At 67.7% G+C, this 23,300-nt stretch carries 27 protein-coding genes, 1 tRNA gene and 1 pseudogene; 19 read left to right on the top strand and 10 right to left on the bottom strand.

All coding sequences use genetic code 11. From position 1 onward, the window contains the following. Positions 1-9 precede the first annotated feature (9 nt). Positions 10-720, bottom strand: a complete 711-nt coding sequence (locus G3M62_RS06065) for a winged helix-turn-helix transcriptional regulator (RefSeq protein WP_165185525.1) — start codon at positions 718-720, stop codon at positions 10-12. A gap of 173 nt (positions 721-893) precedes the next feature. Here G3M62_RS06065 and G3M62_RS26900 point away from each other — a divergent pair. Together G3M62_RS26900 and G3M62_RS26895 are read left to right on the top strand one after the other, a co-directional pair. Then, positions 894-1,136, top strand: a pseudogene (locus G3M62_RS26900) (acyl-CoA dehydrogenase family protein); the annotation flags it as partial. A 625-nt stretch (positions 1,137-1,761) separates the two neighbouring features. Then, entirely contained in the window at positions 1,762-2,037 is a 276-nt protein-coding gene (locus G3M62_RS26895; RefSeq protein WP_425483833.1) for an acyl-CoA dehydrogenase family protein, read from the top strand. On the opposite strand, the gene G3M62_RS06055 is transcribed toward G3M62_RS26895, so the two are convergent. Next, positions 1,995-2,858 (bottom strand): protein NO VEIN domain-containing protein, encoded by an 864-nt coding sequence (locus tag G3M62_RS06055; protein WP_246263492.1) that lies wholly within the window; start codon positions 2,856-2,858, stop codon positions 1,995-1,997. The two genes, G3M62_RS26895 and G3M62_RS06055, sit on opposite strands and share 43 nt — an antisense overlap. Positions 2,859-2,941: 83 nt before the next feature. Between G3M62_RS06055 and G3M62_RS06050 the strand changes: the two genes are divergently transcribed. Together G3M62_RS06050 and G3M62_RS06045 are read left to right on the top strand one after the other, a co-directional pair. Then, positions 2,942-3,124, top strand: a complete 183-nt coding sequence (locus G3M62_RS06050) for a hypothetical protein (protein ID WP_165185523.1) — start codon at positions 2,942-2,944, stop codon at positions 3,122-3,124. Positions 3,125-3,198: 74 nt separating this feature from the next. Beyond that, positions 3,199-3,750, top strand: coding sequence for a hypothetical protein (locus tag G3M62_RS06045; protein WP_165185522.1), 552 nt, complete (start codon positions 3,199-3,201; stop codon positions 3,748-3,750). A gap of 238 nt (positions 3,751-3,988) precedes the next feature. Here the strand turns inward: G3M62_RS06045 and G3M62_RS06040 are convergent, their stop codons facing one another. After that, entirely contained in the window at positions 3,989-4,711 is a 723-nt protein-coding gene (locus G3M62_RS06040) for a sensor histidine kinase (protein ID WP_165185520.1), read from the bottom strand. A 343-nt stretch (positions 4,712-5,054) separates the two neighbouring features. Between G3M62_RS06040 and G3M62_RS06035 the strand changes: the two genes are divergently transcribed. From G3M62_RS06035 to G3M62_RS06000, 8 genes are all read left to right on the top strand, one after another. After that, entirely contained in the window at positions 5,055-5,303 is a 249-nt protein-coding gene (locus tag G3M62_RS06035; RefSeq protein WP_165185518.1) for a hypothetical protein, read from the top strand. A gap of 104 nt (positions 5,304-5,407) precedes the next feature. After that, on the top strand, positions 5,408-7,528 hold the full coding sequence (locus G3M62_RS06030) for an acylase (RefSeq protein WP_165185517.1): 2,121 nt from the start codon (positions 5,408-5,410) through the stop codon (positions 7,526-7,528). Positions 7,529-7,611: 83 nt separating this feature from the next. Continuing rightward, positions 7,612-7,746, top strand: a complete 135-nt coding sequence (locus G3M62_RS06025; RefSeq protein WP_018061959.1) for an entericidin A/B family lipoprotein — start codon at positions 7,612-7,614, stop codon at positions 7,744-7,746. Between the two features lie 299 nt (positions 7,747-8,045). Further along, positions 8,046-8,444, top strand: coding sequence for a DUF983 domain-containing protein (locus G3M62_RS06020; RefSeq protein WP_165185515.1), 399 nt, complete (start codon positions 8,046-8,048; stop codon positions 8,442-8,444). A gap of 87 nt (positions 8,445-8,531) precedes the next feature. Continuing rightward, positions 8,532-8,741, top strand: a complete 210-nt coding sequence (locus G3M62_RS06015; RefSeq protein WP_165185514.1) for a hypothetical protein — start codon at positions 8,532-8,534, stop codon at positions 8,739-8,741. A gap of 105 nt (positions 8,742-8,846) precedes the next feature. Beyond that, on the top strand, positions 8,847-9,002 hold the full coding sequence (locus G3M62_RS06010; protein WP_165185512.1) for a DUF3309 family protein: 156 nt from the start codon (positions 8,847-8,849) through the stop codon (positions 9,000-9,002). 106 nt (positions 9,003-9,108) lie between these two features. Next, positions 9,109-10,545 (top strand): MFS transporter, encoded by a 1,437-nt coding sequence (locus tag G3M62_RS06005; RefSeq protein WP_165185511.1) that lies wholly within the window; start codon positions 9,109-9,111, stop codon positions 10,543-10,545. Between the two features lie 48 nt (positions 10,546-10,593). Next, positions 10,594-11,376 carry a DUF599 domain-containing protein gene (locus G3M62_RS06000; protein ID WP_425483832.1) on the top strand — a complete coding sequence of 261 codons (783 nt, stop codon included), beginning with the start codon at positions 10,594-10,596 and terminating at the stop codon, positions 11,374-11,376. Here the strand turns inward: G3M62_RS06000 and G3M62_RS05995 are convergent. Both G3M62_RS05995 and msrA read right to left on the bottom strand, forming a co-directional pair. Continuing rightward, the gene (locus G3M62_RS05995; protein WP_165185509.1) at positions 11,373-11,720 is read right to left on the bottom strand and encodes an MmcQ/YjbR family DNA-binding protein; all 348 of its coding nucleotides are present in this window, start codon (positions 11,718-11,720) and stop codon (positions 11,373-11,375) included. The two genes, G3M62_RS06000 and G3M62_RS05995, sit on opposite strands and share 4 nt — an antisense overlap. Continuing rightward, positions 11,717-12,370, bottom strand: a complete 654-nt coding sequence (gene msrA, locus G3M62_RS05990; protein WP_165185507.1) for a peptide-methionine (S)-S-oxide reductase MsrA — start codon at positions 12,368-12,370, stop codon at positions 11,717-11,719. The genes G3M62_RS05995 and msrA overlap by 4 nt, the downstream gene beginning before the upstream one ends. 154 nt (positions 12,371-12,524) lie before the next feature. On the opposite strand from msrA, the gene G3M62_RS05985 reads away from it, so the two are divergent. The 3 genes from G3M62_RS05985 (at position 12,525) to rnk (ending at position 14,459) form a co-directional block, all read left to right on the top strand. Next, positions 12,525-12,614: transfer RNA gene (locus G3M62_RS05985), tRNA-Ser, on the top strand. A 163-nt stretch (positions 12,615-12,777) separates the two neighbouring features. Further along, a complete protein-coding gene (locus G3M62_RS05980) occupies positions 12,778-13,704 on the top strand; it encodes a transporter (RefSeq protein ID WP_165185506.1) in 927 nt (308 codons plus the stop codon). Positions 13,705-14,057: 353 nt separating this feature from the next. Then, the gene (rnk, locus tag G3M62_RS05975; protein ID WP_165185504.1) at positions 14,058-14,459 is read left to right on the top strand and encodes a nucleoside diphosphate kinase regulator; all 402 of its coding nucleotides are present in this window, start codon (positions 14,058-14,060) and stop codon (positions 14,457-14,459) included. On the opposite strand, the gene G3M62_RS05970 is transcribed toward rnk, so the two are convergent. Further along, positions 14,456-15,619: an alpha/beta hydrolase family protein gene (locus tag G3M62_RS05970; RefSeq protein WP_165185502.1), complete on the bottom strand. Its 1,164-nt coding sequence runs from the start codon at positions 15,617-15,619 to the stop codon at positions 14,456-14,458. The genes rnk and G3M62_RS05970 overlap by 4 nt on opposite strands. A gap of 87 nt (positions 15,620-15,706) precedes the next feature. On the opposite strand from G3M62_RS05970, the gene G3M62_RS05965 reads away from it, so the two are divergent. After that, positions 15,707-16,402, top strand: a complete 696-nt coding sequence (locus tag G3M62_RS05965) for a VOC family protein (protein WP_165185501.1) — start codon at positions 15,707-15,709, stop codon at positions 16,400-16,402. Between the two features lie 21 nt (positions 16,403-16,423). Next, positions 16,424-17,404 carry a DUF4424 domain-containing protein gene (locus G3M62_RS05960; protein ID WP_165185499.1) on the top strand — a complete coding sequence of 327 codons (981 nt, stop codon included), beginning with the start codon at positions 16,424-16,426 and terminating at the stop codon, positions 17,402-17,404. Positions 17,405-17,564: 160 nt separating this feature from the next. Here G3M62_RS05960 and G3M62_RS05955 read toward each other — a convergent pair whose 3' ends face one another. The 4 genes from G3M62_RS05955 to G3M62_RS05940 all read right to left on the bottom strand — a co-directional run bounded on the left by G3M62_RS05955 (position 17,565) and on the right by G3M62_RS05940 (position 19,822). Next, positions 17,565-17,903, bottom strand: coding sequence for an ArsR/SmtB family transcription factor (locus G3M62_RS05955; RefSeq protein ID WP_165185497.1), 339 nt, complete (start codon positions 17,901-17,903; stop codon positions 17,565-17,567). Then, positions 17,890-18,336: an SRPBCC family protein gene (locus G3M62_RS05950; RefSeq protein WP_165185496.1), complete on the bottom strand. Its 447-nt coding sequence runs from the start codon at positions 18,334-18,336 to the stop codon at positions 17,890-17,892. The genes G3M62_RS05955 and G3M62_RS05950 overlap by 14 nt, the downstream gene beginning before the upstream one ends. A 212-nt stretch (positions 18,337-18,548) precedes the next feature. Beyond that, the gene (locus G3M62_RS05945) at positions 18,549-19,010 is read right to left on the bottom strand and encodes an EF-hand domain-containing protein (RefSeq protein ID WP_165185494.1); all 462 of its coding nucleotides are present in this window, start codon (positions 19,008-19,010) and stop codon (positions 18,549-18,551) included. 14 nt (positions 19,011-19,024) lie between these two features. Then, positions 19,025-19,822 (bottom strand): DUF4198 domain-containing protein, encoded by a 798-nt coding sequence (locus G3M62_RS05940; RefSeq protein ID WP_165185493.1) that lies wholly within the window; start codon positions 19,820-19,822, stop codon positions 19,025-19,027. A 161-nt stretch (positions 19,823-19,983) separates the two neighbouring features. On the opposite strand from G3M62_RS05940, the gene G3M62_RS05935 reads away from it, so the two are divergent. Further along, positions 19,984-22,224, top strand: a complete 2,241-nt coding sequence (locus G3M62_RS05935; protein WP_165185491.1) for a TonB-dependent hemoglobin/transferrin/lactoferrin family receptor — start codon at positions 19,984-19,986, stop codon at positions 22,222-22,224. Positions 22,225-22,378: 154 nt separating this feature from the next. Then, positions 22,379-23,248, top strand: a complete 870-nt coding sequence (gene purU / locus G3M62_RS05930) for a formyltetrahydrofolate deformylase (protein WP_165185490.1) — start codon at positions 22,379-22,381, stop codon at positions 23,246-23,248. The last annotated feature ends 52 nt before the right edge of the window (positions 23,249-23,300 follow it).

Genomic DNA, 23,300 nt, shown 5'->3' with positions numbered 1-23,300 from the left:
AAAATGTCTCTAGCTCGCGATCTTCTGCGTCTTGGCGAACGGGCTCAGGCCCAGCCAGGCCTGCATGTTCGACGCCAGGTCCGGGTCGCCGGTCAGGTGCATACGCTGGCTGTCCAGCGCCGCGCGGACCGTGTCCACGCCCATCCAGATGGCGGTCATGGTCTTCAGGTCGCAGGCCACGTAGAGGTCGACGTCGAAGCCGGGCTCGACGGAGCACAGGTCGACCGGGGCGCCGGCCTTGCCCGCGTCCGGCTCGACGATCAGCCACCAGGAGCGGTCGACGGCGGCCTGCTCGGCGTAGAGGAACTGGATGACGCTTCGCCGCTTGGGCATGGGCTCCAGGTCGAGGTGGCGGCGCATGTCCCACATCAGCAGGGAGGCGTCGAGCTGCTGCAGCGACAGCTCGGTGGTCACCCAGCGCTGGCCCCAGTGGCCCATGGCGCCGACCATGATCTCCAGCTCCTGGCCGGCCGGGGTCAGGTGGTATTCGAGCACCCCGCTGTCGCGGCCGGCGACGCGGCGCACCACGCCGTGATCCTCCAGGTCGCGCAGGCGCTGGACCAGCAGGGCCGGCGACATGCGCGGCACGCCGCGCCGCAGGTCGTTGAACCGGGTCGAGCCGGCGACCATCTCGCGCAGCAGCACCAGGGTCCACCGCGTGCACAAAATCTCGGCCGCCATCGCCACGGGGCAGAACTGCCCATAGCTGCGTTGCGACATCGCCACCTCCCCGTCGACATAACGATGTTAGATTAAGCCCGTCGGGCCGGCCGGACTAGTTCAGTGACTGTACCGGCCGGGTTCAGTTGCTGAACTAGCTGGCCCGGCGTCGCCCTGGGCAAGGTCGCGGAACCGGCGGGCGAAGGACCCGCCTTCGACAAGGAGGTTCAAACATGCCGCTCGACACCGCGACGCCCGAAATCACCGCCTCGATCGACTGGCTGGCGCGCGCCGACACGCTGGCCCAAGCCATCGCCGCCCAGGCCGCCATCCACGACGCCGACGACAGTTTCGTGGCCGACGCCTACGCCCAGCTGAAGGCCATGGGCTTCTTCAAGGCCCTGGTTCCCGTCGAGTTCGGCGGCGGCGGGGCGCAGGTCGCCGAGATCTGCCAGGTCATCCGCCGCCTGGGCGCGGCCTGCGGCTCGACCGCTCTCGCCTTCGCCATGCACAGCCACCTGGTCGCCGCGGCCGCCTGGCGGTGGCGCAAGCAGGGCGCGCCGACCGAGGGCCTGCTCAAGCGCGTGGCGGCCGAGGACCTGGTGCTGGTGTCCAGCGGCGGGTCGGACTGGCTGGCCAGCGGCGGTCAGGCGACCAAGGTCGAGGGCGGCTTTTCGATCACCGCCCGCAAGGCGTTCTCCAGCGGCTGCCTGGCCGGCGACCTGCTGTCGACCAGCGCGGTCTGGGAGGATCCGGAAGGCGGCCCCACCGTGCTGCACTTCGCGGTCCCGCTGAAAGGACCGGGCGTCGAGATCGCCGAGACCTGGCGCACCCTGGGCATGCGCGGCACCGGTTCGCACGACGTGGTGCTGACGGACGTGTTCGTGCCGGAGGCGGCGATCTCGGGCCGGCGTCCCAGCGGCCCATGGCATCCGCTGTTCCACATCATCGGCATGATCGCCTTTCCATTGATCTATTCGGCCTATCTGGGCGTGGCCGAGGGCGCGAGAGCCCGAGCCCTGGAGATCGTGCGTCGCAAGTCACCACGCCTCTGTTGCCGAGTTGGTCGGCGCCATAGAGGACGCCTTCGCCGGGGCCGAGATGGCCTGGGAGCGGATGGTCGACACCGCCGAGAACGGCGTCCCCAGTCCGGAAACCACCAGCCGGGTCATGATCGGCCGCACCCTGGTGGCGCAAGGCGCGATCGCCACGGTCGAGCGGGCCATGGAGGCGGTGGGCGGCGCGTCGTTCTATCGTGACACCGGCCTGGAGCGAGCGTTCCGCGACGTCCAGGGCGCGCGCTTCCATCCCCTGCAGGAGGCCCCGCAGCGGCGCTATTCGGGCAGGATCGCGCTGGGCTGGGACATTGACGGCTGATCGGGAGACGCCTGGACAGCGGGCTGGGCCCGCACCCGAAACACCCGGGCCTCGCGCGCCACGTCGTACAGGCGGTAGACGATGAAGGCCCCCGGCTGGGCCTCGCGGAGGGCTTCCTCCACGGGGGTCAGCCGGAAGGGCGTGGCCGGGCCGCCGGTGGTGGTCTTGACGGCGATGCGGCGAGGGCCGCCGGTGCGGCTGAAGCTGATCAGGTCGCAGCCCTCGTCATCAGCGGGCAGGGCCAGGCGCACCTCGGCTGCCAGATCCTGGCGACCGCGCTCCTCCAGCCGGCGCTGCTCGTAGATCAGGGCCGAGGCGACACCGATCCGGGCCAGCATGCGGGCTTCCAAGTCGCGGGCGGCGGGATCGAACTTGGCGACCAGACGCTCGGCGCGCGCGCTGGGCGGGACGTGATGGGCCCGCGACGGCGCGCCCTCGGCCAGGACCGGGGCGAGCGCGCGGCCCAGCAGGACCGGCGGCTGGGCCAGGTCCTTCAGGGCGCCGGGCTTGGCGGTCAGGCAGCGGTCGACCGCATCCACCAGGGCGTCGCCGAAGTCCCAGCGCGGTGGGTGGTCCTTCAGGATGGGCAGGCCGATCAGGGTCAGGATCGCCGAGATCTCGCCCTGCAGGAAGGTGATCGCCCCGCCCGAACGGTTGGTGACGAAGCGCAGGGCGCGCTGGTGGTTGGCCGGGTCATAGGCGCGGCCGGTCATCACCTTGTCGAGCATGACGAGGTAGTCGCCGACCACCATGTCGTGCTCGGCCTCGTTCCAGGTCTTGCCGTTGATCGCCGAGTCGCCCACGCCGCGACGATGCCCCATGCGCGAGGCCAGCGCCAGGATTGGGTCGTGTTTCCAAACGGGGGCCCCCGGACAGATCGCGCCGGGCGTGCTAGAAGCCGCTCATGACCGAACAGACTGACGACAATTCCGAGATTCCCGGCGAGACCCCGATCCAGCGCGCCCTGCGCCTGAAGAAGGCCGCGCTGGCCGCCAAGCCGAAGCCGCCGCGCGGCGGCCGCTTCCAACGCGAGCAGGCCGCGGCCGCCGCCTCGAACAGCAAGAACAAGCCCTGGATGACGCGCTAGGGCCAAGGCCGGAGCGTGCTTTCCCTCCAAGCGGCGCCTTGAGAACGCCGTGCTTTGATCACACGTTGAGGACCATGCGCGCATCTGCCCTCGCCCTGATCCTCTGCGCCGTCGCCGGTCCGGTTCTGGCCCAGGCCACGAAGCCGGCCGAACCGCCGACGCCGGTCTCGCCCGTCACCGTCATGCCGCCGACCCAGAAGCCCAAGGTGGTCGCCACCTGGCCGGCCGCCGGCGAGACGGTCGCGCCGGGCGTGCTGGTGTTGAAGGTGGTGTTCGACCAGCAGATGACGCCGCGCGACTTCGCCTACGGCCTGGGAACCGGTGGCGACAAGCTGGACTGCCTGAAGACCCCTCGCCTGCTCAACGACAACAAGACCTACGTGCTGCTCTGCACGACCCTGCCGGGCAAGACCTACGCCGTGGCGCTGAACCCCGGCGCGGCCGGCGGTCCGGCCTTCAGCAACCTGGCCGAAAACCGCGCCGAGCCGGACACCCTGACCTTCACCACCGGAACCGGCGAACCCGTCACCAAGCTGCGTGACGCCATCAAGGCCGCGGGACTGGGCAATCTGGACATGCCGGTCGAGGAAGCCCCGGACCAGGCCAGGCCGACGAAAGCGCCCTGAGCGGGCGCTCACGAAGCGTCGAAAAAGGAATGGGGGAGAGCCGGCCGAATTCGTGCGTCGGGACACCCCGGCCGGCTCTCGGCCTGCGGCTGGATCCGCCCCGTCGGAAGTAGGCGGCCCAGCGCGTCGAGGGGAATCGGGGGAGGACACCTCGACGTCTGCAAGCCCGCTCAGGTTGCATCAAGCGAGTCGGGCCCACCATCGGGTAAAACCCTAGAACCCAATCGTTGAGACCCGATCAGGCCCCGCGATCGGGCCAGAGCGGGATGACCCGATGCTCCTCATCGGCGCCCAGGGTCAGCCGCACGGTCAGGCCGATGTCGCTGGATTCGTAGACCAGGTCCGCGCCCAGCTGACGCGCCAGGCCCCGCACCACGCGGAAGCCCAGGCCCCCGTCGCTGAGCGGATTGAAATCCTCGCTGAGCCCGACGCCGTCGTCGGCGACCTCGACCACCAGGCCGCCGCCGCTGGAGCGGCACGAGACCAGGATCCGGCCGGCCACCCCGGTGGGATGGGCGTATTTGAGCGCGTTAGTCACCAGCTCGCTGACGATCAGCGCGACGGGCGTGGCCTGGTCGGGCCTCACGACGCAACCGCCCAGATCCCGATGGGTGATGACGGTCTCGCCGGCGAAGCTGACGGTTTCCATCAGGCTGGCGCACAGCTTGGCCAGGAAGCGGCCCAGGTCGATGCCCTCCTCGCCTTCGCCCGGCGCGGCCGACAGCAGGCGATGCAGTTCGCCGACCGTCTCGATCCTGGCGGCCACCTCTTCCAGGGCGATACAGGCTTCGCGCGCCGACAGGGGCCGACCGGCCTTGTGAAGGCGGCTGGCCTGCAGGCGGGTATAGCCCGCGATCAGGGCCAGGTTGTTGGCGATGCGATGCTGGGCTTCGCTAAGCCGGTCGTCAGACCCGACATGGCGAACGGCCGCACCACCGAAGTCTCGGTGCTCGACGTCCATGGCTCGGGGGCTTTCGGTGAGGCGGCAGGATCTTCCGTCGCCTCAATGAAGCACACACAGAACAAAAAAGCGATGGTTTTGTTTGACGAAGAATCCAAGTTTTATTTACTTACCTTATCATTCTCCTCAAGTGTCGGGAACTCGACTGATCAATGACTTCAACTCAGTGTTTTTATAACTTGACGCTTGCTTAGCGAAACGCACCTTTCGCACTTAATGAGTAAGTGACATATTCACTGCCAAGTGCGTTTTTTGCGTTTCAATGGAACCCGATGGTGGCGCTCATGCGTTAGCTCCACCAGACCAGAGGAGAGCTGCCCCTTTATCCCAGGGGCCGAGACCCATGAACGACCTGACCCGACCCGAACGCCTGCAGATCATGCTCACGCAGGATGAGCTCGCCGCGTTGGACGACTGGCGCTTCACACGCCGCATGCCCAGCCGGGCCGCCGCCGTGCGTGAACTGCTCAAGCGCGGCCTGGAAGCCGAAGGCGTCCAGCTGGCCGACGGCAAGATGCGCTCGCGCGACTTCGGCGTCGTCGACGGCCCCCTCCGCTCCAAGGCCTCCGGCGGAGACGGCGAAAGCGCCTAAGCGCTCCGTTTCCGAACAAGCTTCGCCTTTCCCCAAGGTCCACCTTTCGCCGGTGGCGATCCAGGCCCATCATCGCGCCAACAAAGCGATAGGGGCGGAACGTCATGCGGTGGATCCTGCGAGGCCTGTTGGCCGTCGTCTGCTTGGCGCTGGTCGCCGTGCTGGGCCTGATCGGACTGGACCTGGCCACACGGCCGCCCAAGCCCGACACCCAGGCCCTGATCGCCAAGGCCGGCGCCTATGACGTGCGCATCCGCCGCGATGAGTGGGGCGTGCCGCACATCCTGGGCAAGCATGACGCCGACGCCGCGTTCGGCCTGGCCTACGCCCAATCCGAGGACGACTTCGCCACCGTGCAGTCGGTCACCCTGGCCACGCGCGGGACGCTGGCGCGCCGGGACGGTCCCAAGGCGGCGGTCACAGACTATCTCGTCGGCCTATTGGACGTCTGGCCCACGGTCGAGGCCGGTTATCCGAAGCTGCCGGCCGATCTGCGCGCCCAGCTCCAGGCCTATGCCGACGGGGTCAACTACTACGCCGCCTTGCACCCCAAGGCCGTGACTCCGGGCCTGCTGCCGGTGACGGGCAAGGACATCCTGGCCGGCTTCGTGTTCAAGCAGCCGTTCTTCTACGGGCTGGACGGCGAGCTGAAGCGGCTGAACGCGCCCGAAACGCCGCAGACGGAGCCGCCGAAGGGCTCGAACGGCCTGGCCTTGGCCCCGCCCCGCACCGTCGACCACCTGCCGCGCCTGCTGGTCAATTCGCACCAGCCCTATACCGGCCCGGTGGCCTGGTACGAGGCCGTGGTCGAGAGCGGCGACGGCTGGCACGTGGCCGGCGGCTTCTTCCCCGGCGCGCCGTTCATGCTGCATGGCCACAACGCACACCTGGGCTGGGCCAACACGGTGTCCAAGCCCGACCTGTTCGACGCCTATCGCCTGGTGATCAATCCCCAGAACAAGAACCAGTACCGGCTGGACGGCGCCTGGCGCGAATTCCAGCGGCATGACGTCAAGATGCGGATCAAGCTGTGGGGGCCGATCGTCATCCCGGTGACCAAGCGCGCCCTGCGCACCGTGCAGGGGCCGGTGCTGGAGACCAAGCATGGCCTGTTCGCCCTGCGCTACGCCGGCATGGGCGAGTATCGCCAGCCGCTGCAATACTGGCGGCTGAACAAGGCGCGTAACCTTGACGAATGGCGGGCGGGCATCGCGACCCACGCCCTGCCCAGCCTGAACTACATCTATGCCGACGCGGCCGGGAACATCGGCTTCGTGCACAACGGCCAGTATCCCAACCGGCGCGAGGGCGTGGACTGGAGCCGGATCCTGCCCGGCGACCGATCCGACCTGATCTGGCAAGGCTATCGTCCGGTGGAGACCATCCCCCAGCTGTGGAACCCCAAGTCGGGCTACGTCTACAACTCCAACAACAGTCCGTTCCTGGCCAGCGACCCCGCCGACAATCTCAAGCCCGCCGACTTCCCGGCCAGCGAAGGCTTGCAGACCAACGTCACCAACCGCGCCCTGCGCATCCAGGAGCTGGTCGGCGCCGACCCAGCCATCACCGAAGACGCCTTCCGCCGCTACAAGTTCGACATCACCTACAGCGAGCATTCGTCCGAGGTGGCGATGATCAAGACGCTGACGGCGCTCGATCCGGGAAGCGACGCCGATCTCAAGGCCGCCCAGGCCATCCTGCGCGGCTGGGACCGCCGCACCGACATCCACAACCGCGCCGCCGCCCTGGCCTCGCTGACCATCCAGCCGATCCTGGTGGCCCAGATCAACGGCGACGCGCCGCCCACGCCGCTGAACAGCCTGAAGGCGGCGATCAAGACGCTGAAGACGAACTTCGGCCGGCTGGATCCCGAATGGGGCCAGGTCAACCGCATCCGGCGCGGCAAGGTGGACCTGCCGATCGACGGCGGGGCCGACACCTATCGCTCGGTCTGGGGCATCCCGCAGAAGGACGGCTCCCTGACCGCCGATGCGGGCGACACCTTCATCATGTTCGTGCGCTGGGACGCGCAAGGGGTGGTGCATTCCGACAGCATCCACCAGTTCGGCTCGGCCACCCTGGACGCCGCCTCGCCCCACTACGCCGACCAGACCCCGCTGTTCGCGACCATGCGCACCAAGCCTGTGCTGTTCACCGAAGACGCATTGCGCGGGCATGTTCGGGAGGATTACCGGCCAGGAAAGCGCCAGCCGCCGGCGCCATGACTTCGCCGTGGTGAGGCGCTTGAACGTGGCCGTGGGCCAAGGTTAAGGTCCGCCGCCATTTCTCCAACTGACGAGACCTCTCCATGCGCAAGATCGTGATCCTCGCCACCGTGGCCGCCGCCCTGATGGTTTCGGCCTGCAACACCGTCGCCGGCGTGGGCCAGGACGTTTCGGCCGCCGGCCGCGCCGTGACCAACACCGCCAAGGACGCCAAATAGTCGCATCATCAAGGGTTGCGGACTCCGGCCGAACGGGGTCCGCGAACCTTGGTATAGTTAAGCTGTGGTGGCGCACGGCCGCGCTCGCGGCGCGTTTTTCCCGCACGAGCCACAACTTATCCACAACACCCTGAAGCAATTGTGGTTAACTGAACAAAATAACGCCGTTTCAATTGGCTCGACTTGCAGGCGAATGCTTGCGCCGATCGCCGATCACCTCAACGAAATCTGATTCAAAATGGCGCATGCGACCCCGCGCCCTCTTTCGCCAGGACCGTCTCGGAGGCATATCCACGCCCATGAACGAGCAGACCTCCCCCTGCCCGCCTCCGGTCAGCATGCTGACCGGCATGAAGCGCGGCGTCCGCCATCGTTGCCCCAACTGCGGCGAGGGGCGGCTCTATACGCGCTATCTGAAGGTCGACCTGGACTGCGAGGTCTGCGGTCACGACCTGGCGCGCTATCCGGCCGACGACGGCCCGGCCTATTTCACGATCCTGATCATCGGCCACCTGGTCGTGGCGCCGCTGCTGCTGTTCCCGTTCATCTGGAAGATGTCGCCGGCGCTGGTGGTGCCGCTGACCGTGCTGCCCCTTGCCGCCCTGACCCTGATGCTGCTGCCCCGCGTCAAGGGCGCGGTGATCGGCGCCCTGTGGGCCGTGGGCCTGCGCAAGGCCGAGGACTGCCCGGGCGGCTAGGGCGCCCGCCTCGCGACGAAAGACGCGTGAGGATTGATTAAGCCGCCGCGCGGCGCGACCCTCTCCCCGTTCGACGGAGGGCGCGGCATGGCGCACTTTCTGATCATCGTGGCGACTCTCGTCGCTCTCACCGGCCTTGGCCTCGCCTCCCAGGCCTTGGCCCGCTTCGTGCGTCGCAAGCTTCCGCCGGTCCTGGCCGCCATCGCGCTGATCGCCGTGGCCTTGGTCGGCTTGCTGGCCTTCATCGTCATCGCCGCCGCGTTGATCGGCGATCCAGGCGTGAAGATCACGACGTAGACGCGCCTTACCGTCCCGCACCGTCCACGGAACCTTGGCCGCACTTCTCGCATTCCCTCCGCCTAACCCCGACGCGCAGGGCGCTCGGATGCAACGGAGACGGACATGCTTGGCACGATCCTCATCATCATCCTGATCCTGGCCCTGATCGGCGCCCTGCCGACCTGGGGCCACAGCCGCTCGTGGGGCTACTTCCCCAGCGGCGGCCTGGGCCTGATCCTGGTGATCCTGATCATCCTGGTCCTGCTCGGCAGAATCTAGCGACATCCGGGGACGCACGCAGGCGTGTGTCCCCGACCGTCCACGCGCCCTTCCCCCGGCGACCGATGTTCGCCTAAGGTCCCCCCAACGAAACACGGGGGGCGACATGACCGACACCGCTACGGCGACGCCGCCTCTCAGCGCCTGGCGACGCACCCGGGCCATTCTAGGCGGATCGGCGGGCAATCTGGTCGAGTGGTACGACTGGTTCGCCTACGCCGCCTTCTCGATCTATTTCGCCAAGATCTTCTTCCCCAAGGGCGACCAGACCGCCCAGCTGATGCAGACCGCCGCCATCTTCGCGGTCGGCTTCGGGGCGCGCCCCGTCGGGGCCTGGCTGATGGGACTCTACGCCGACCGCAAGGGCCGCAAGGCCGGCCTGACCCTGGCGGTGGGCCTGATGTGCGTCGGCTCGCTGATCATCGCCCTGTGCCCCGGCCACGCCAAGATCGGCGACGCCGCGCCAGTGATCCTGCTGCTGGCCCGCCTGCTGCAGGGCCTGTCGGTGGGCGGCGAATACGGGGCCAGCGCCACCTATATGAGCGAGATGGCCGGGAAGAAGCGCCGCGGCTTCTGGTCCAGCTTCCAGTACGTGACCCTGATCATGGGCCAGCTGGTGGCGGCCCTGGTGCTGGTGATCCTGCAAAACAGCCTCAGCAAGGAAGACCTCGCCGACTGGGGCTGGCGCATCCCGTTCTTTGTCGGCGCGGCCCTGGCCGTGGTGGTGTTCTGGATCCGCACCGGCATCGAGGAAAGCGTCTCGCACCAGAACGTCACCTCCCATGATCCGGTCAGCCGCCGGCAGGTGGCCTGGGTCAGCGGCCTGCTGCTGGCGACCGTGGCGGCCATGGTCGTGGGCTTCACCGAGGCGCCGTTCGCGGCGACGGCGCAGTACGGGGCGGTCGCCCTGCTGATCGCGACCTATGTGGCCCTGGCCGCGCCGCTGGTCTCGCGCCATCCCAAACAGACCCTGGCGATCATCGGCCTGACCGCCGCCGGCTCCTTGGCCTTCTACGCCTACACCACCTACATGCTGAAGTTCCTGACCAATACGGCGGGCTTCGACAAGGCCACGGCCGGGGCGGTCAACCTGGCCACCCTGGCCGGCTTCATGCTGATCCAGCCGCTGTTCGGCTGGGCTTCGGACAAGCTGGGCCGCAAGACCATGCTGGTCTTCGCCTTCGGGGTGGGGGCCCTGATCGCCTGGCCGGTGTTCACCCTGACCGCCAAGGCGACCAGCCCCGCCGTCGCCTTCGGCCTGATCTTCACGGCCCTGTTCGTGCAGTCGGGCTACACCGCCATCAGCGCCGTGGTGAAGGCCGAGCTATTCCCTACCCATGTGCGCGCCCTGGGCGTGGCCCTGCCCTACGCCATCGGCAACGCCGCGTTCGGCGGCACGGCCGAATATGTCGCCCTGTGGTTCAAGCACGAGGGCATGGAAAGCGGCTTCTACCTCTATGTGGCGGCGATCATGGCCGTGGGCCTGACCGTGTCGCTGCTGCTCAAGGACACCGGCAAGAACAGCCTGATCCTCGAGGATTGATACCGGTCCCCCTTTCGCCGACTCTCGTTCCAGACATAAGTTCGCTTCATGCATCCCTCGCTCTCTCGCGCCTTGTCCCAGCAGTTCCTGTCGCTGCCGATCATCGATCTGGTGGTCCTGGCCTTCTTCCTGTTCTGCTGGCTGTTCTACGAGCCGATGCTCAAGCAGCTGGGCCGCGAGAAGAACGTCATCAACACCGACATGACGGTGATCCGTCGCCGGTGGATGGCCGAGATGGCGGTGCGCGAAATCGCCCTGCTGGACGGCCAGTTGCTGGGCCACGCCATCAACTCGACCTCGTTCTTCGCTTCGTCCAACCTGATCCTGATCGCCGCGGCGGCCGGGGTGCTGTTCGGCGGCGACAGCGCGCTCAAGAGCATCGAGGGCCTGGCCGTGCTGGCCCCGGCCTCGACCCTGGTGTTCCAGATCAAGCTGGGCGTGGTGCTGGTCACCCTGGCGCGCGGGCTGCTCGACTTCATCTGGGCGATCCGCCAGATGAACTACTGCCTGGCCGCCATCGGGGCGACGCCGATGTGGGCGCCGCGCGAGGTGCTCGAGGAATATGCCGAGGCGGCCGGGGCGATCCTCAATCCGGCCCTGTCGGCCTTCAACGCCGGGGTGCGCGGCTACTACTTCGCTCTGGCGGCGGCGGCCTGGCTGCTGGGACCCGTCGCCTTCGCGGTGGCGACCGGCGGGGCGATGATCCTGCTGCTCTGGCGTCAACGCCGCAGCCCGGCCTCGGCCGCCGTGCGCAAGGTGCGCCAGATCCTCGAGCGCCAGCCGGTGGTCGTCGGTCCGCACATGAGCCGCAAGGACAACGAGCAGGTTTAGAGCCCCAGCTCCGCCCGCGCCTTCCGGGTCAGCTTGGCGGCGATCAGGGCGTGGGCTGTCTTCAGCCAGTCAGCCACTTCGTCCGCGTCCTGGGCGGCGAGGTCGGCGAAGTGCAGCCACTTGGCCCGGGCCAGATAGGGCGCGGGCGTGGCCCGGCCCGTCTCGCTCAGCACCTCGAACGCCACCTCCGAGGCCTTGAACGAAAAGCCGTTGCGCCCCACCGCTCCGCCCAGCACGGCGAACATCTTGCCGCCCACCTTGTAGACGTGGTCGTCGCCCCACTGGATCGTCATGGTCGCGCCCGGCAAGGCCAGGGCGGCGGCGTCGAAGGCTTCGGGCGTCACGCTTCCACCCCGACGCCGATCGGGCAGACCACGCCCGTGCCGCCAATGCCGCAATAACCTTCCGGATTCTTGGCCAGGTACTGCTGGTGATAGTCCTCGGCGAAGAAGAACGGGCCGGCCGCGCCGATCTCGGTGGTGATGGTCCCCAGCCCCTGGGCGTTCAGCGCCTGCTGATAGGCCTCCTTGGACGCCACCGCCGCGGCGGCCTGGGCGTCGGACGTCACATAGATCCCCGAGCGATATTGCGTGCCGATGTCCCCGCCCTGGCGCATGCCCTGGGTCGGGTCGTGGTTCTCCCAGAAGGTCTTGAGCAGGGTCTCGTAGGTCACGACACGCGGATCGAACACCACCTGCACCACCTCGGTGTGACCAGTGCGGCCGGTGCAGACCTCCTCATAGGTCGGGTTCGGCGTGATCCCGGCCGCGTAGCCGGCGGCGGTGACATAGACGCCGGGAACCTTCCAGAACACCCGCTCCACGCCCCAGAAGCAGCCCATGGCCAGGACCGCGATCTCCATCCCGTCGGGATAGGGTCCCTTCAGGGCATGGCCGTTGACGAAGTGCTTGTGCGCCGTCGGGATCGCCTGCGCGCGGCCCGGCAGGGCGGTGTCGACGGTCGGCATTTCGAGGGTTCTGGGGGCGGAAGCCATGACGGGATCTCGGGATCGAAACTGAATAGCCGATCCTAAGATGTTCGCGATCTCGTTTCACCTCGTATGGCGGCTTGCTACCGGAACCTTCCTGAGTATATTGCGCCCCTTCCTGCGTCGGGGGCCTCAACCGCCTTCCGAATCGAGAGCGCATGGTGAGGTGGCCGAGTGGTTGAAGGCGCACGCCTGGAACGCGTGTATAGGGGAAACTCTATCGAGGGTTCGAATCCCTCTCTCACCGCCACCGCTCCTCCTTGATCGCCAACCCGCTTCGGACCGCTAGGGACTTTTCCCACACGGCCTGAGACCAATCCCACGGCCCCGCCGGGATATGCCGGATTGTGCGAAGACGGCCGCGGCCGACACTGATCCAAACCCCAGGATTTCCGCGAAAGGCGTCTGGAGCCATGCGCGTTCGCTGCTCGATGGGAAGCCTGACATTCGCGGCGCTCCTACCGTTCGCCTGGACGTCGCTGCCCGACGCCGTGAACGCCCAAGATCTGGAGCCCCGCGCCTATTCGCCCTCGCCGGTCGGCGCGACCTTCGTGATCACCGGCTACGCCCATTCCAGCGGCGCGGTCGCGTTCGACGCCGCCGCTCCGATCAGCAACGCCCATGCCGACCTCAATCTGGCCACCGCCGGCGTCAGTCACGTCTTTGGTCTGGCCGGTCACCAGGCCAGCGTGACGGCCGCCCTGCCCTATCTCTGGGGCGACGCCAGCGGCGATGTGGGCGAGGCGCGCCAGAGCATCACCCGCTCGGGCCTGGGCGATCTGCGGCTGAGGGTCAGCACCTTGCTGATCGGCGGTCCGGCGCTGTCCAGACAGGCGTTCGCCGTCCGCAAGCCCGCGCCGATCCTCGGCGTCAGCCTGCTGGCCGTCGCCCCGACCGGCGAATACATGCCCGACAAGCTGATCAACCTCGGCGCCAACCGCTGGGCGTTCAAGCCCGAGATCGGCGTATCCTTTCCCCGAGGCCCCTGGCAGGCCGACGCCTATGCGGCGGTCTGGCTCTATGCCGACAACGACGACTTCCTGAACGGCAAGCGGCGCGAGCGCGATCCCATGGGCGCGTTCCAGGTCCACCTCAGCTACACTTTCCGGCCCGGACTGTGGGCGGCGTTGAACAGCACCTTCTATCAGGGCGGGACCACCACGGTGGACGGCGTGCGCGGCGCGGACCGCCAGGAAAACGCCCGCGTGGGCCTGACGCTCTCGGTCCCTGTCTCGCGCACCCAATCGCTGCTGTTCGTCGGCAGCAAGGGCGCGTTGACCCGGTTCGGGGGCGACTTCACGACGTTCGGGGTCAGCTGGCGGGCCCTGAGCTTTCACTGAAGCGGCGCCCCGTACATTTGACATTGAGGAGCTCCGTCCCTATCTGAACTTCACCGGCCGCGATCCGATCGCGCCGGACGCCTGACCACAGGCTTCTGATCTCCAGGCTCGCGCTCAGCGCCCAAGGCCTGGAGCTAAAGTGGAAAGTCCCCTCCGCCATGCCCTTTTCAGATCGGCCGTAAGACGGCCAGCGTTGGCTTAGGCCACGCACGATCCTGACCAGGGACGCGGCTTCATTCCCGAAGCCTCCGGTCTTCATGAACGCCCGCGCCGCACAGTGCGCGGCGCCGAGCCCCCAAGGTCCCGCGCTCATATGCGCCGGCCAAGGCTCAAAACATCCCCAGAAAGCCACTATGAATACCCAGATCCACTCCACCCAAGCCCTGCCCGCGATCTATGTGACCGAGGCCGACTTCGAGATCCTCTCCAACCTGGCCGACGCCGCCGCCGGCCGCGCGCCGGGCGGCCGCGTGCTGGCCGAGGAAATGGCCCGCGCCATGATCGTCGAGCCCGATGAGGCGCCGCGCCCGTTCGTGCGCATCGGCTCGCGGGTCGCGTTCCAGGACCTCTCCAACGACCAGACCCGCATCGTCCACGTCAGCCTGCCGCGCGACGCCAGCATCGACGACAACCGCATCTCGGTGCTCAGTCCCGTGGGCGCGGCCCTGATCGGCCTGACCGCCGGCGAGACCTTCCACTGGACCGACCCCGAAGGCCGGGCGCGCGGCGTCCGCGTACTGGCGGTTCAGGACTAGAAGCCCCGCTCCTCCAGCCACGCCGTCACTTCCCCCACAGCTCGCGGCAGCAGATCCGGCCGCTCGATGTAGTAGTGGTCGGCGTCCTTGATCTCGACATAGCGCTTGTCGGCGCCGGCCAGGGCGTCGAACAGGCGGCGAGCGTGGCTGGGTGTGCAGGCCAGGTCCGCCGTGTTGCTGATCACCAGGGCCGGGCACGTGACCCTGGCCGCGTTCAGCACGCCGTTGGCGCGGCTGTCGTCGAAGCTCCATTGCGACAGCCACGAGCGCAGGGTGGTGAACCGCGCCAGGCCCACCGGCCCGTCGTTGGCGATGCGGGGGTCGCCCAGATAGCAGGTGCGCGGCCGCCGGTCGGACGGGTCCTGGGCCGGGTCTGTCCAGCGCACGTCGCACATGGTGCCGTAGACGACGAACGGCCGCTCCAGGTCCGGATCGACGGTCTTGAGCTCGTCCAGCGTCGCGCGAACCCGAGCGGTGATGCGGCGATTGCGGGCCAGCTGGGCGGCGCGGAACCTCGCCACGAAGGCCTCGTCGTAGGGCGGCTGATGCGGACAGTCGGGCGCGTAGATGTTCAGCTCGCGATCCCGCTCGAACGGGCGGTCCTCGTCCAGGATCGAGGAATCCAACCATTCGGTCAGGGTCACCGAGCGGCTGACGTGGGCGGCCAGCAACATCACGCCGTCTGCGGGCTGCAGCGCCGCCCCGACCAGATCGACCGGATCGCCGGCCGGGGTGTGAGTGATCGTCGGGTTCGTCGCCTGGTCCTGATAGAACAGCGACAGCGAGCCGCCGCCCGACCAGCCGCCCAGGATCACCGTCCTGTAGCCGAACCGGGTCTTCAGGTCGGCGACGCAGGCGCCCAGGTCCAGGACGCACTTCTCCAGGATCAGGGCCGTGTCGTTGCCGCGGTACCGCGTGTTGCAATAGACGACGTGCCGCCCAGCCCGCGCCAGGGCGGTGACCAGCGGCAAGAACGACCCGCCGCCGATCGGATGGCTGAACAGGATCACGGTCTCGGAGTCGCCGACCTCAGGCCGGATCCGCATGCACTCGACGAACACCTGGCCGTCGGGACCGCCATAGGTCTCCTTCAGGCGGGAGCGTTCGGCATAGGCGTAGCCGTAGGGCTCGCGGACGATGCGGACCGGATCCTTCGCCATCTTGCCTCCCCTAGCGTAACGTCGTTATCCGGACATCAAGGGACGGAAACTATCCCCGGGGAAGTCAAGACAGCCAGGAGCACCGCCATGGCGCAGCATCCGACGGGCATCCACCACCTGGCCTTCATGGCCGGCGACATCAAGAAACACATCGCCTTCTTCAGCGAGGTCATGGGCTGCCCTCTGGTGGCGCTGTTCGACATGCATGGCGTGCCGGGCGGCCTGCACGCCTTCCTGCGGATGAACGACCACAGCTATTTCTCGATCGTTCAGTTGCCCGACGTCGATCAGATCCCGGTGCAGTTGGGCGTCACCCACGCCGGCAACGGCGCCCTGCCATCCGCGCCGGGCACGCTGCAGCACTTGGCCTTCCGAGCCGACACGGAGCACGAGTTGCTGGCCCTGCGCGACCGCATCCGCGGCCACGGGGTCAACGTCATCGGTCCCATCGACCACGGCATGTGCCGCTCGATCTACTTCGCCGGTCCCGACCAGATGACCCTGGAGGTCGCCTGCTCGTCCGAGGCCATCGACCCGGCCCGCTGGATCGATCCCGTCGTCCTGGCCAAGGCCGGGATCAGCCCGGACGAAGCCGCCCGCTTCAAGGCCCCCGCCCCCTATGACGGCCCCAGCCCCGCGTCCCAGCCGCCCTACGATGAAACCAAGCCGCACATGGCCTATCCGAAGAAGGCCTATCTGCAGATGCTGACCGTTCCGGACGAGGTGATCACCGCGTCGGCCTCGTATGCCGAGCCGCCGGTCAAGGCTGTCCCCGCGACCTGATCGGGTGCTATCCCTCGGCGCATGACCCAGCGCCCCCTCGCCGCCCTGATCGCCGCCCTCGCCTGCCTCGCGTCCGCCCCCGCCTGGGCCAACGACACCTCGGCCGAACTGGCGGCCGGCGGTCTGGTGCTGACCAAGAGCGACAGCATCGAGATGCGCTCCGAAGACCTCTACATCTCCGAAAAGGCCGTGCGGGTGCGCTATGTGTTCGCCAACACCAGCGGCAAGGACGTCACCGTCCGCGTCGCCTTCCCGATGCCCGACATCGGCGGACCGGGCTTTTTCCAGAGCGACGTTTCGATCCCGATCGACGACGCTCCGGCCAACGTCCTGGGCTTCTCGACCAAGGTCGATGGCAAGCTGGTGAAGGCCGAAGTCGAGCAGAAGGCCATCGCCACCGACGGCGTCGACCGCACGGCCTGGCTGGTCGCCAACCATATCCCCCTGGCCGTGCACGTGGCGGGCGCCGACGAGGCCATGGCCGCCCTGCCCAAGGCCAAGCGCGACGAGGCCGTCCGGCTGGGCCTCTATGACGGCGAGGGCGACGAGGGCCCGCAATGGGTGCTGAAGACCACCTATCACTGGCTGCAGACCTTCCCGGCCGGCCGGCCGATCGTGGTCGAGCACGCCTACACCCCCTCGATCGGCGCGACCGTGGCCACCAATGTCGGCACGCCGTACGCCAGCGAGATCAAGGACAAGTACTGCGTCGACCAGACCCTGACCGACACCGTCGTCCGCGCCGCCAAGGCCGACAAAGACGGCAACGCCCCGTGGGTCGACCGCTGGATCGACTATGTGCTGGTCACCGGCGGCAACTGGAAGAAGCCGATCGGCGACTTCCGCCTGGTGGTCGACAAGGGCTCGCCCAAGAACCTGGTCAGCTTCTGCGGTTCGGGCGTCAAGAAGATCAGCCCCACCCAGTTCGAGATGCGCCGCGCCAACTGGCGGCCGGAGAAGGACCTGTCGATCCTGCTGCTGGTGTCGCACGACGCGATGTAGGATGCGCTCCTTTCCCTCCGCTCATCCCGGCGAACGCCGGGACCCAGATCCTCAAGCGGTGTGGATGATTGGACGGGCTCGGAGCTCTTGGCGTCGACCCAAGCGCTAGCCCATCTGGGTCCCGGCCTTCGCCGGGATGAGCGGGCAAAAAACCCACGCTCTAACCAGCTCCGTCCGTCTCCACGAACGCCTTCAACCGTCCCAGCGCGTCGTCCCATTGGCGCGACACCCGGTCCAGATAGGCCCGCGCCTCGTCGATCGTCTCGCGGCGGGCGGCGAAGCGGCTTTCGCGGCCGACCTTGAGGCTGGCCACCAGGCCGGCGTCCTGCAGCACGTGCAGGTGCTTGGTGATGGCCTGGCGGGTCAGGTCCGTGTCGCTCGACAGGGCCGCGATCGACCGCGCCTGGCCATCGGCCAGCTTGCCCAGCAGCGACAGGCGCGTGCGGTCACCCAAGGCCGCGAAGATCGGCGCGGGGTCCTGGACGCTAGGATTCAACATGGGCCTTGATGTTCCGCACCTGCTGCGTCCAGCCCCCGTCGTTCATCCGGAAGGCTTCCTCGCGACGATGGGCGGGGACCTTGTCGAAGCCGGACTCGACGACGGTCAGCCGCGTGCCGGCCCCGTTCGGTTCGAGCAGGAACTCGACCAGGGTCGGCTCCTCCTGGTCGTAGTCAATATCGGGATCGACGCCGTAGGGATGCCAGGTGAAGGCGAAGCGCCGGGGCGGCTCGATGGCCGTCACCCTGGCCTTCCAGGTCACGTGCTCGAAGCCCGGGTGGGTGATCTGGCCGCGCGCCTCCTGGCCGACGACGAACGGCGCCTCCAGATCGACCTTGAACCAGGTCCCGAATTCCTTGTGGTCGCTGACGGCGCGCCAGACGCGCTCGATCGGCGCGTTCAGGTCGATGGTCTTTTCGATGCGGTCGGTCATGATAGCAACCTCCTGGTTGCACATTCATGACTCCAGCAGGTCAAATAGGCAACCATTGAGTTGCAAATAAATCCGCTCATCCCGGCGAATGCCGGGACCCAGATAGAATAGCTTTGAGGCTGACGCCAGGAGCGCTGAGCCTATCCAGTCATCCGCACCGCCATAGGATCTGGGTCCCGGCATTCGCCGGGATGAGCGGTATAGAGAGGGTGCTAGTTCGTGTCTTCAGCCACCGGATCGGCCGCCGAGACCACGCCGTCCTTGTTGGTGTCGTGGGTGACGAACATCCGCCAGCCCGAATATTCGAACTCGGCCGGGGTGATGCCGCCGCTCTTGTCGGTGTCGAGCACGCCGAAGCGCACGTCGGCCTGACGCAGCTGGCGCACGCGCTCCTCTTCCTTCTTCTCCGGCGTATCGGTCGAGGCGGCCAGGCGCTTGGTCAGGCGCGCGGTGAACTCGCCGACATATTCGTCGTGCGAGAGCTTGCCGTCGTGGTTGGCGTCGATGCCGGCGAACTGCTTCTCGCGACCGGTCTTGAACTCTTCCTTGCTGACCGAGCCGTCGCCGTTGAGGTCCTGCTCCTTGATGAAGGTGTCGCGGGCGTGCGAGGCGGCGAAGGCGGGCGCGGCGACACAGAGGGCGGCGGCGGCCAGGAGGGCGATCTTGGTCTTCATGAGGCTGGTCTTTCTCAGCGCAGGGATTCGAAGGTGAGAGCGTAGGTGTAGGAGTGGCCGACCGGATCGGCGGCGGTCGGGGCGACGCGGTAGCGGGCCTGGATCTGGTAGACGCCCGAGTGGCCCGGCTTGATCGTGAAGCGGCCCTGGTCGTCGCTGGTGACGGTGATCGGCGCGGCCTTGGCCTCGGCGTAGTGATCGTCGGCGCCGTGCAGGGTGACGGCCTGGCCCTTCACCGGCTTGCCGTCGAACAGCACCACGAACTTGGCGTCCTGGCCGGTGGTGATCTCGCTGGGATGGGTGACGGCCACGAACTCCAGGCCCTTGCCGACCGGGGCGAGGGCGGCCGTGGTGGGCGCCCCGCGCGTGACATAGACATCGGCCAGGGTCAGGCTCTGCATGTCGACGGGCGTGGTCCCGGCCGGGGCCTTGCTGGGATCCTCGATGAACTCCCACTCGCCCTTGACCAGCACCGCCTTGGCGGTGCGGCCGGTGCGCTGGCCGCTGGTGATGCGATAGGTGCCGGCCGCCTCGGTGGGCACCTCGACCAGGGCCAGTTCGCGCAGGTTGGTCGGCGTCAGGGCTTTGCGCGCGCCGTCCGGCCCGACCACCGCCCAGGCGTCCGACTTCATCACGACTTCGGGCGTGAAGAAGCTCTCGGTGAACGAACCCTGCACCGTCACAAGCTTGCGGTCGGACGCGTCGAACACGGTCGGCAGCAGGTAGGGCGAGTGGGCCTGGGCCGCGCCGGCCAAGGCGCCGGCGAGGGTCGCGCCGATCGCGAAGGCGGCGAAGGATAGCGAACGGCGCATGGGCGGAATCTCCGGATTCAGGAAAGCGTCGCTGGAAGCCCTACTGCTAGTGATTCTAAGAATCAATCTCATTTAGCTTGACCAAGGCGCGCGATGGCCGTAGCTCACCGCCCAATAGATGCGAACAATTCGCATTAACAACAGGACCCGGGGGTCTCCTAATGTCTCGCGCCAAACTCGTCTGTTTCGCCGCCGCCTCTGCGTCGGCCCTGCTCTGCGCTCAGGCTGCTTTCGCGGCCGAAACCGCCTCCGACGCCGCCGAACTCGACAAGGTGACGGTCACCGCCACCCGCTCGGAGAAGAAGCTGCAGGACGCCCCGGTGACCGCCAGCGTGATCTCCGACCAGGACATCGAGGACGGCCTGGTCAAGGACATCAAGGACCTGGTCCGCTTCGAGCCCGGCGTCTCGGTGCGCCGCGCCCCCGCCCGCTTCACCGCCGCCGGCGCCTCGACGGGCCGCGACGGCAACAGCGGCTTCAACATCCGCGGCCTGGAAGGCAACCGCGTCCTGATCATGGTCGACGGCGTGCGCGTGCCCGACGGCTACGCCTTCGGCGCCCAGAACATGGGTCGCGGCGACTATGTCGACCTGGACACCCTGAAGTCGGTCGAGATCGTGCGCGGCCCGGCCAGCGCGCTCTACGGCAGCGACGGCCTGGCCGGTTCGGTCAACTACTTCACCAAGGATCCGTCCGACCTGCTGACGGGCGGCAAGAGCTTCGCCCTGCGCGGCCGCGTCGGCTACGCCTCGGCCGACGAGAGCTGGACCGAAAGCCTGACCGCCGCCGGCCAGAGCGGCAATTGGGAAGGCATGGTCGCCTATACCCGTCGCGACGGCGAGGGCCAGAAGACGGCCGGGACCAACGACTCGGCCAACACCGACCGCACCACCGCCAACCCCGAGGACGACCAGTCCAACGCCGTGCTGGCCCGGGTGGTCTACACCCTGAACGACCAGAACCGCTTCCGCCTGACCTATGACCACCTGGACAGCGACACCAGCTGGACGGTGCTGAGCGCCATCGCCAAGCCGCCGCTGGCCTCGACCAGCGTGCTGGGCCTGACCGCCTTCGACAAGATGAAGCGCGACCGCGTCAGCTTCGACCACCGCTACACCGGCGGCCAGGGCCTGATCCAATCGGCCCAAACCACGCTGTACTACCAGAACAGCACCACCCGGCAGTATTCGGCCGAAGACCGCAACACCGCCGTCGACCGCACCCGCGACGCCACCTTCGACAACGAAGTCTGGGGCGCGGCGCTGGAACTGCATAGCGACGCCACGATCGGCGGCGTGACCAACAAGTTCGTCTGGGGCGGCGACGCCTCGATCACCCGCCAGGAAGGCGTGCGCGACGGCACCGTGCCGCCCGCCGGCGAGACCTTCCCCACCCGCGCCTTCCCGACCACCGACTACACCCTGGCCGGCGCCTATGCGCAGGACGAGGTCGCGGTTGGCCCGGTCACCTTCTATCCGGCCGTGCGCTTCGACTACTACAAGCTGGAGCCCAAGAAGGACGCCCTGTTCACCGCCAACGTGCCGGCCAGCCAGAGCGACAGCCACGTCTCGCCCAAGCTGGGCGTGGTGTGGAAAGCCACCGACCTGGTGACCGTGTTCGCCAACGCCGCCGCCGGCTTCAAGGCCCCCTCGCCCTCGCAGGTCAACAACGGCTTCGCCAACCTGGTCTCCAACTACATGTCGGTGTCCAACCCCGACCTGAAGCCCGAGACCAGCGAGACCTTCGAGCTGGGCTTCCGCCTGAACCGTCCGACCTGGAACGCCAGCGTCACCGGCTTCACCGGTAAGTACGACGACTTCATCGAGCAGGTGCAGGTGCGCGGCGCGTTCACCCCCACCAATCCGGCGGTCTACCAGTACATCAATCAGTCCAAGGCCGAGATCAGCGGCGCCGAGGCCCGCTTCGTCACCGAGCTGGGCCACGGCTTCACTCTGCAGGGCGCGGCCTCCTACGCTCGCGGCAATTCCGAGAACAACGGCGTGAAGGCCCCGCTGGTCACCATCGACCCGGTCAAGGTCGTCGCCGGCCTGTCGTACCGCGATCCGGCCGGCCGGTTCGGCGGCGCGTTGAACGCCGTCCACTCGGCCAAGGAGTCGGCCGGTCGCTCGGGCGTCAGCTGCTCGATCACCACCGGCACGCCGCCCCGCACCCTGACCGGTTCGGACTACTGCTGGATGCCCAAGGAATTCACGGTGTTCGACCTGACGGCCTATTGGAACGTCACCGACAACGTCACCCTGCGCGGCGGCGTCTTCAACCTCACCGGCCAGACCTACGCCTGGTGGGGCGACGTGCGCGGCCTGGCCGACAACTCCGTCGTCAAGGACGCCTACACCCAGCCCGACCGCAACTACAGCGTCTCGCTGGCGGTGAAGTTCTAGGCTGATGAGGTTCTAGCCGGGCCTATTCCCCTTCGACCGGCTTGAAGCACGGGTCGCGATCGTGTCGGCGATCGCGACCCGTTTTCCTTTTGTGAAAGCCCTGTGAGAACAATGCGGCTTGGCCGTGCGGCTCAGGTCGACTACGACCCCTGCCATGGACGCCAAGACCCCCGCCGACCGCTACATCCTGATCCTGCAATGCCCCGACCGGAAGGGCGTGGTCGCCGCCGTGTCCGGCTTCCTGGCCGACAACGACGCCTCGATCGTCGAGAGCAGCCACTTCAACGACGGCTTGGCCGACCAGTTCTACATGCGCACGGTGTTTCGGCCCGACGGCGAGATGCCGGGGATCGACGACCTGCGCCGGGGCTTCGAGCTGATCGCCAAGCGCTTCGGCATGACCTGGGCCCTGCATGACGCGGGCGCCAAGCCCAAGGTGCTGATCGCCGTTTCCAAGTTCGGCCACTGCCTGTTCGACCTGCTGCACCGCTGGCGCGCTGGCCTGCTGCCGGTCGAGATCGTCGGGGTGGTGTCCAACCACGAGGACATGCGCTCGTTCACCGAATGGAGCGGCCTGCCCTATTTCCACCTGCCCACCACCAAGGCCAACAAGGCCGAGCAGGAAGACGCCTTCCTCAAGCTGGTCGACGACCTGGCCGTCGATCTGGTGGTGCTGGCCCGCTACATGCAGATCCTGTCGCCGGCCCTGTGCGCGCGGCTGTCGGGCAAGTGCATCAACATCCACCACTCGTTCCTGCCCAGCTTCAAGGGCGCCAAGCCCTATCACCAGGCCCACGAGCGCGGCGTGAAGATCATCGGCGCCACGGCCCACTACGTGACCACCGACCTCGACGAAGGCCCGATCATCGAACAGGGTGTCCACCGCGTGGACCACAGCCACACCCCCGACGACCTGGTGACCCTGGGCCGCGACGTCGAATGCACCGTGCTGGCCCGGGCGGTGACCTGGCATGTCGAGCACCGCGTGCTGATCGCGGGCGCCAAGACGGTGGTGTTCGACTAACACCACCAACACCCGTTGACCCGGCCCCTGGGACCGCCCCGATAAGGCGTAC

It is taken from the genome of Caulobacter soli, from assembly GCF_011045195.1.
In the GTDB taxonomy this organism is placed as follows: Bacteria; Pseudomonadota; Alphaproteobacteria; order Caulobacterales; family Caulobacteraceae; genus Caulobacter; species Caulobacter soli.
This window is presented reverse-complemented; position numbering and strand designations above follow the sequence as displayed.

What these genes read in the sequence shown, in the direction of transcription:
- G3M62_RS05945 (WP_165185494.1), bottom strand. Translation starts at nt 19,010, where the DNA reads ATGAAGACCAAGATCGCCCTCCTGGCCGCCGCCGCCCTCTGTGTCGCC.
- G3M62_RS06010 (WP_165185512.1), top strand. Translation starts at nt 8,847, where the DNA reads ATGCTTGGCACGATCCTCATCATCATCCTGATCCTGGCCCTGATCGGC.
- purU (WP_165185490.1), top strand. Translation starts at nt 22,379, where the DNA reads ATGGACGCCAAGACCCCCGCCGACCGCTACATCCTGATCCTGCAATGC.
- G3M62_RS06005 (WP_165185511.1), top strand. Translation starts at nt 9,109, where the DNA reads ATGACCGACACCGCTACGGCGACGCCGCCTCTCAGCGCCTGGCGACGC.
- G3M62_RS06055 (WP_246263492.1), bottom strand. Translation starts at nt 2,858, where the DNA reads ATGGGGCATCGTCGCGGCGTGGGCGACTCGGCGATCAACGGCAAGACC.
- G3M62_RS06015 (WP_165185514.1), top strand. Translation starts at nt 8,532, where the DNA reads ATGGCGCACTTTCTGATCATCGTGGCGACTCTCGTCGCTCTCACCGGC.
- G3M62_RS05965 (WP_165185501.1), top strand. Translation starts at nt 15,707, where the DNA reads ATGGCGCAGCATCCGACGGGCATCCACCACCTGGCCTTCATGGCCGGC.
- G3M62_RS26895 (WP_425483833.1), top strand. Translation starts at nt 1,762, where the DNA reads ATGGCCTGGGAGCGGATGGTCGACACCGCCGAGAACGGCGTCCCCAGT.
- G3M62_RS06035 (WP_165185518.1), top strand. Translation starts at nt 5,055, where the DNA reads ATGAACGACCTGACCCGACCCGAACGCCTGCAGATCATGCTCACGCAG.
- G3M62_RS06040 (WP_165185520.1), bottom strand. Translation starts at nt 4,711, where the DNA reads ATGGACGTCGAGCACCGAGACTTCGGTGGTGCGGCCGTTCGCCATGTC.
- G3M62_RS06020 (WP_165185515.1), top strand. Translation starts at nt 8,046, where the DNA reads ATGAACGAGCAGACCTCCCCCTGCCCGCCTCCGGTCAGCATGCTGACC.
- msrA (WP_165185507.1), bottom strand. Translation starts at nt 12,370, where the DNA reads ATGGCTTCCGCCCCCAGAACCCTCGAAATGCCGACCGTCGACACCGCC.
- G3M62_RS05950 (WP_165185496.1), bottom strand. Translation starts at nt 18,336, where the DNA reads ATGACCGACCGCATCGAAAAGACCATCGACCTGAACGCGCCGATCGAG.
- G3M62_RS06025 (WP_018061959.1), top strand. Translation starts at nt 7,612, where the DNA reads ATGCGCAAGATCGTGATCCTCGCCACCGTGGCCGCCGCCCTGATGGTT.
- G3M62_RS05970 (WP_165185502.1), bottom strand. Translation starts at nt 15,619, where the DNA reads ATGGCGAAGGATCCGGTCCGCATCGTCCGCGAGCCCTACGGCTACGCC.
- G3M62_RS06000 (WP_425483832.1), top strand. Translation starts at nt 10,594, where the DNA reads ATGCATCCCTCGCTCTCTCGCGCCTTGTCCCAGCAGTTCCTGTCGCTG.
- G3M62_RS05940 (WP_165185493.1), bottom strand. Translation starts at nt 19,822, where the DNA reads ATGCGCCGTTCGCTATCCTTCGCCGCCTTCGCGATCGGCGCGACCCTC.
- G3M62_RS05955 (WP_165185497.1), bottom strand. Translation starts at nt 17,903, where the DNA reads ATGTTGAATCCTAGCGTCCAGGACCCCGCGCCGATCTTCGCGGCCTTG.
- G3M62_RS05960 (WP_165185499.1), top strand. Translation starts at nt 16,424, where the DNA reads ATGACCCAGCGCCCCCTCGCCGCCCTGATCGCCGCCCTCGCCTGCCTC.
- G3M62_RS06045 (WP_165185522.1), top strand. Translation starts at nt 3,199, where the DNA reads ATGCGCGCATCTGCCCTCGCCCTGATCCTCTGCGCCGTCGCCGGTCCG.
- G3M62_RS05935 (WP_165185491.1), top strand. Translation starts at nt 19,984, where the DNA reads ATGTCTCGCGCCAAACTCGTCTGTTTCGCCGCCGCCTCTGCGTCGGCC.
- G3M62_RS06065 (WP_165185525.1), bottom strand. Translation starts at nt 720, where the DNA reads ATGTCGCAACGCAGCTATGGGCAGTTCTGCCCCGTGGCGATGGCGGCC.
- G3M62_RS06050 (WP_165185523.1), top strand. Translation starts at nt 2,942, where the DNA reads ATGACCGAACAGACTGACGACAATTCCGAGATTCCCGGCGAGACCCCG.
- G3M62_RS06030 (WP_165185517.1), top strand. Translation starts at nt 5,408, where the DNA reads ATGCGGTGGATCCTGCGAGGCCTGTTGGCCGTCGTCTGCTTGGCGCTG.
- rnk (WP_165185504.1), top strand. Translation starts at nt 14,058, where the DNA reads ATGAATACCCAGATCCACTCCACCCAAGCCCTGCCCGCGATCTATGTG.
- G3M62_RS05980 (WP_165185506.1), top strand. Translation starts at nt 12,778, where the DNA reads ATGCGCGTTCGCTGCTCGATGGGAAGCCTGACATTCGCGGCGCTCCTA.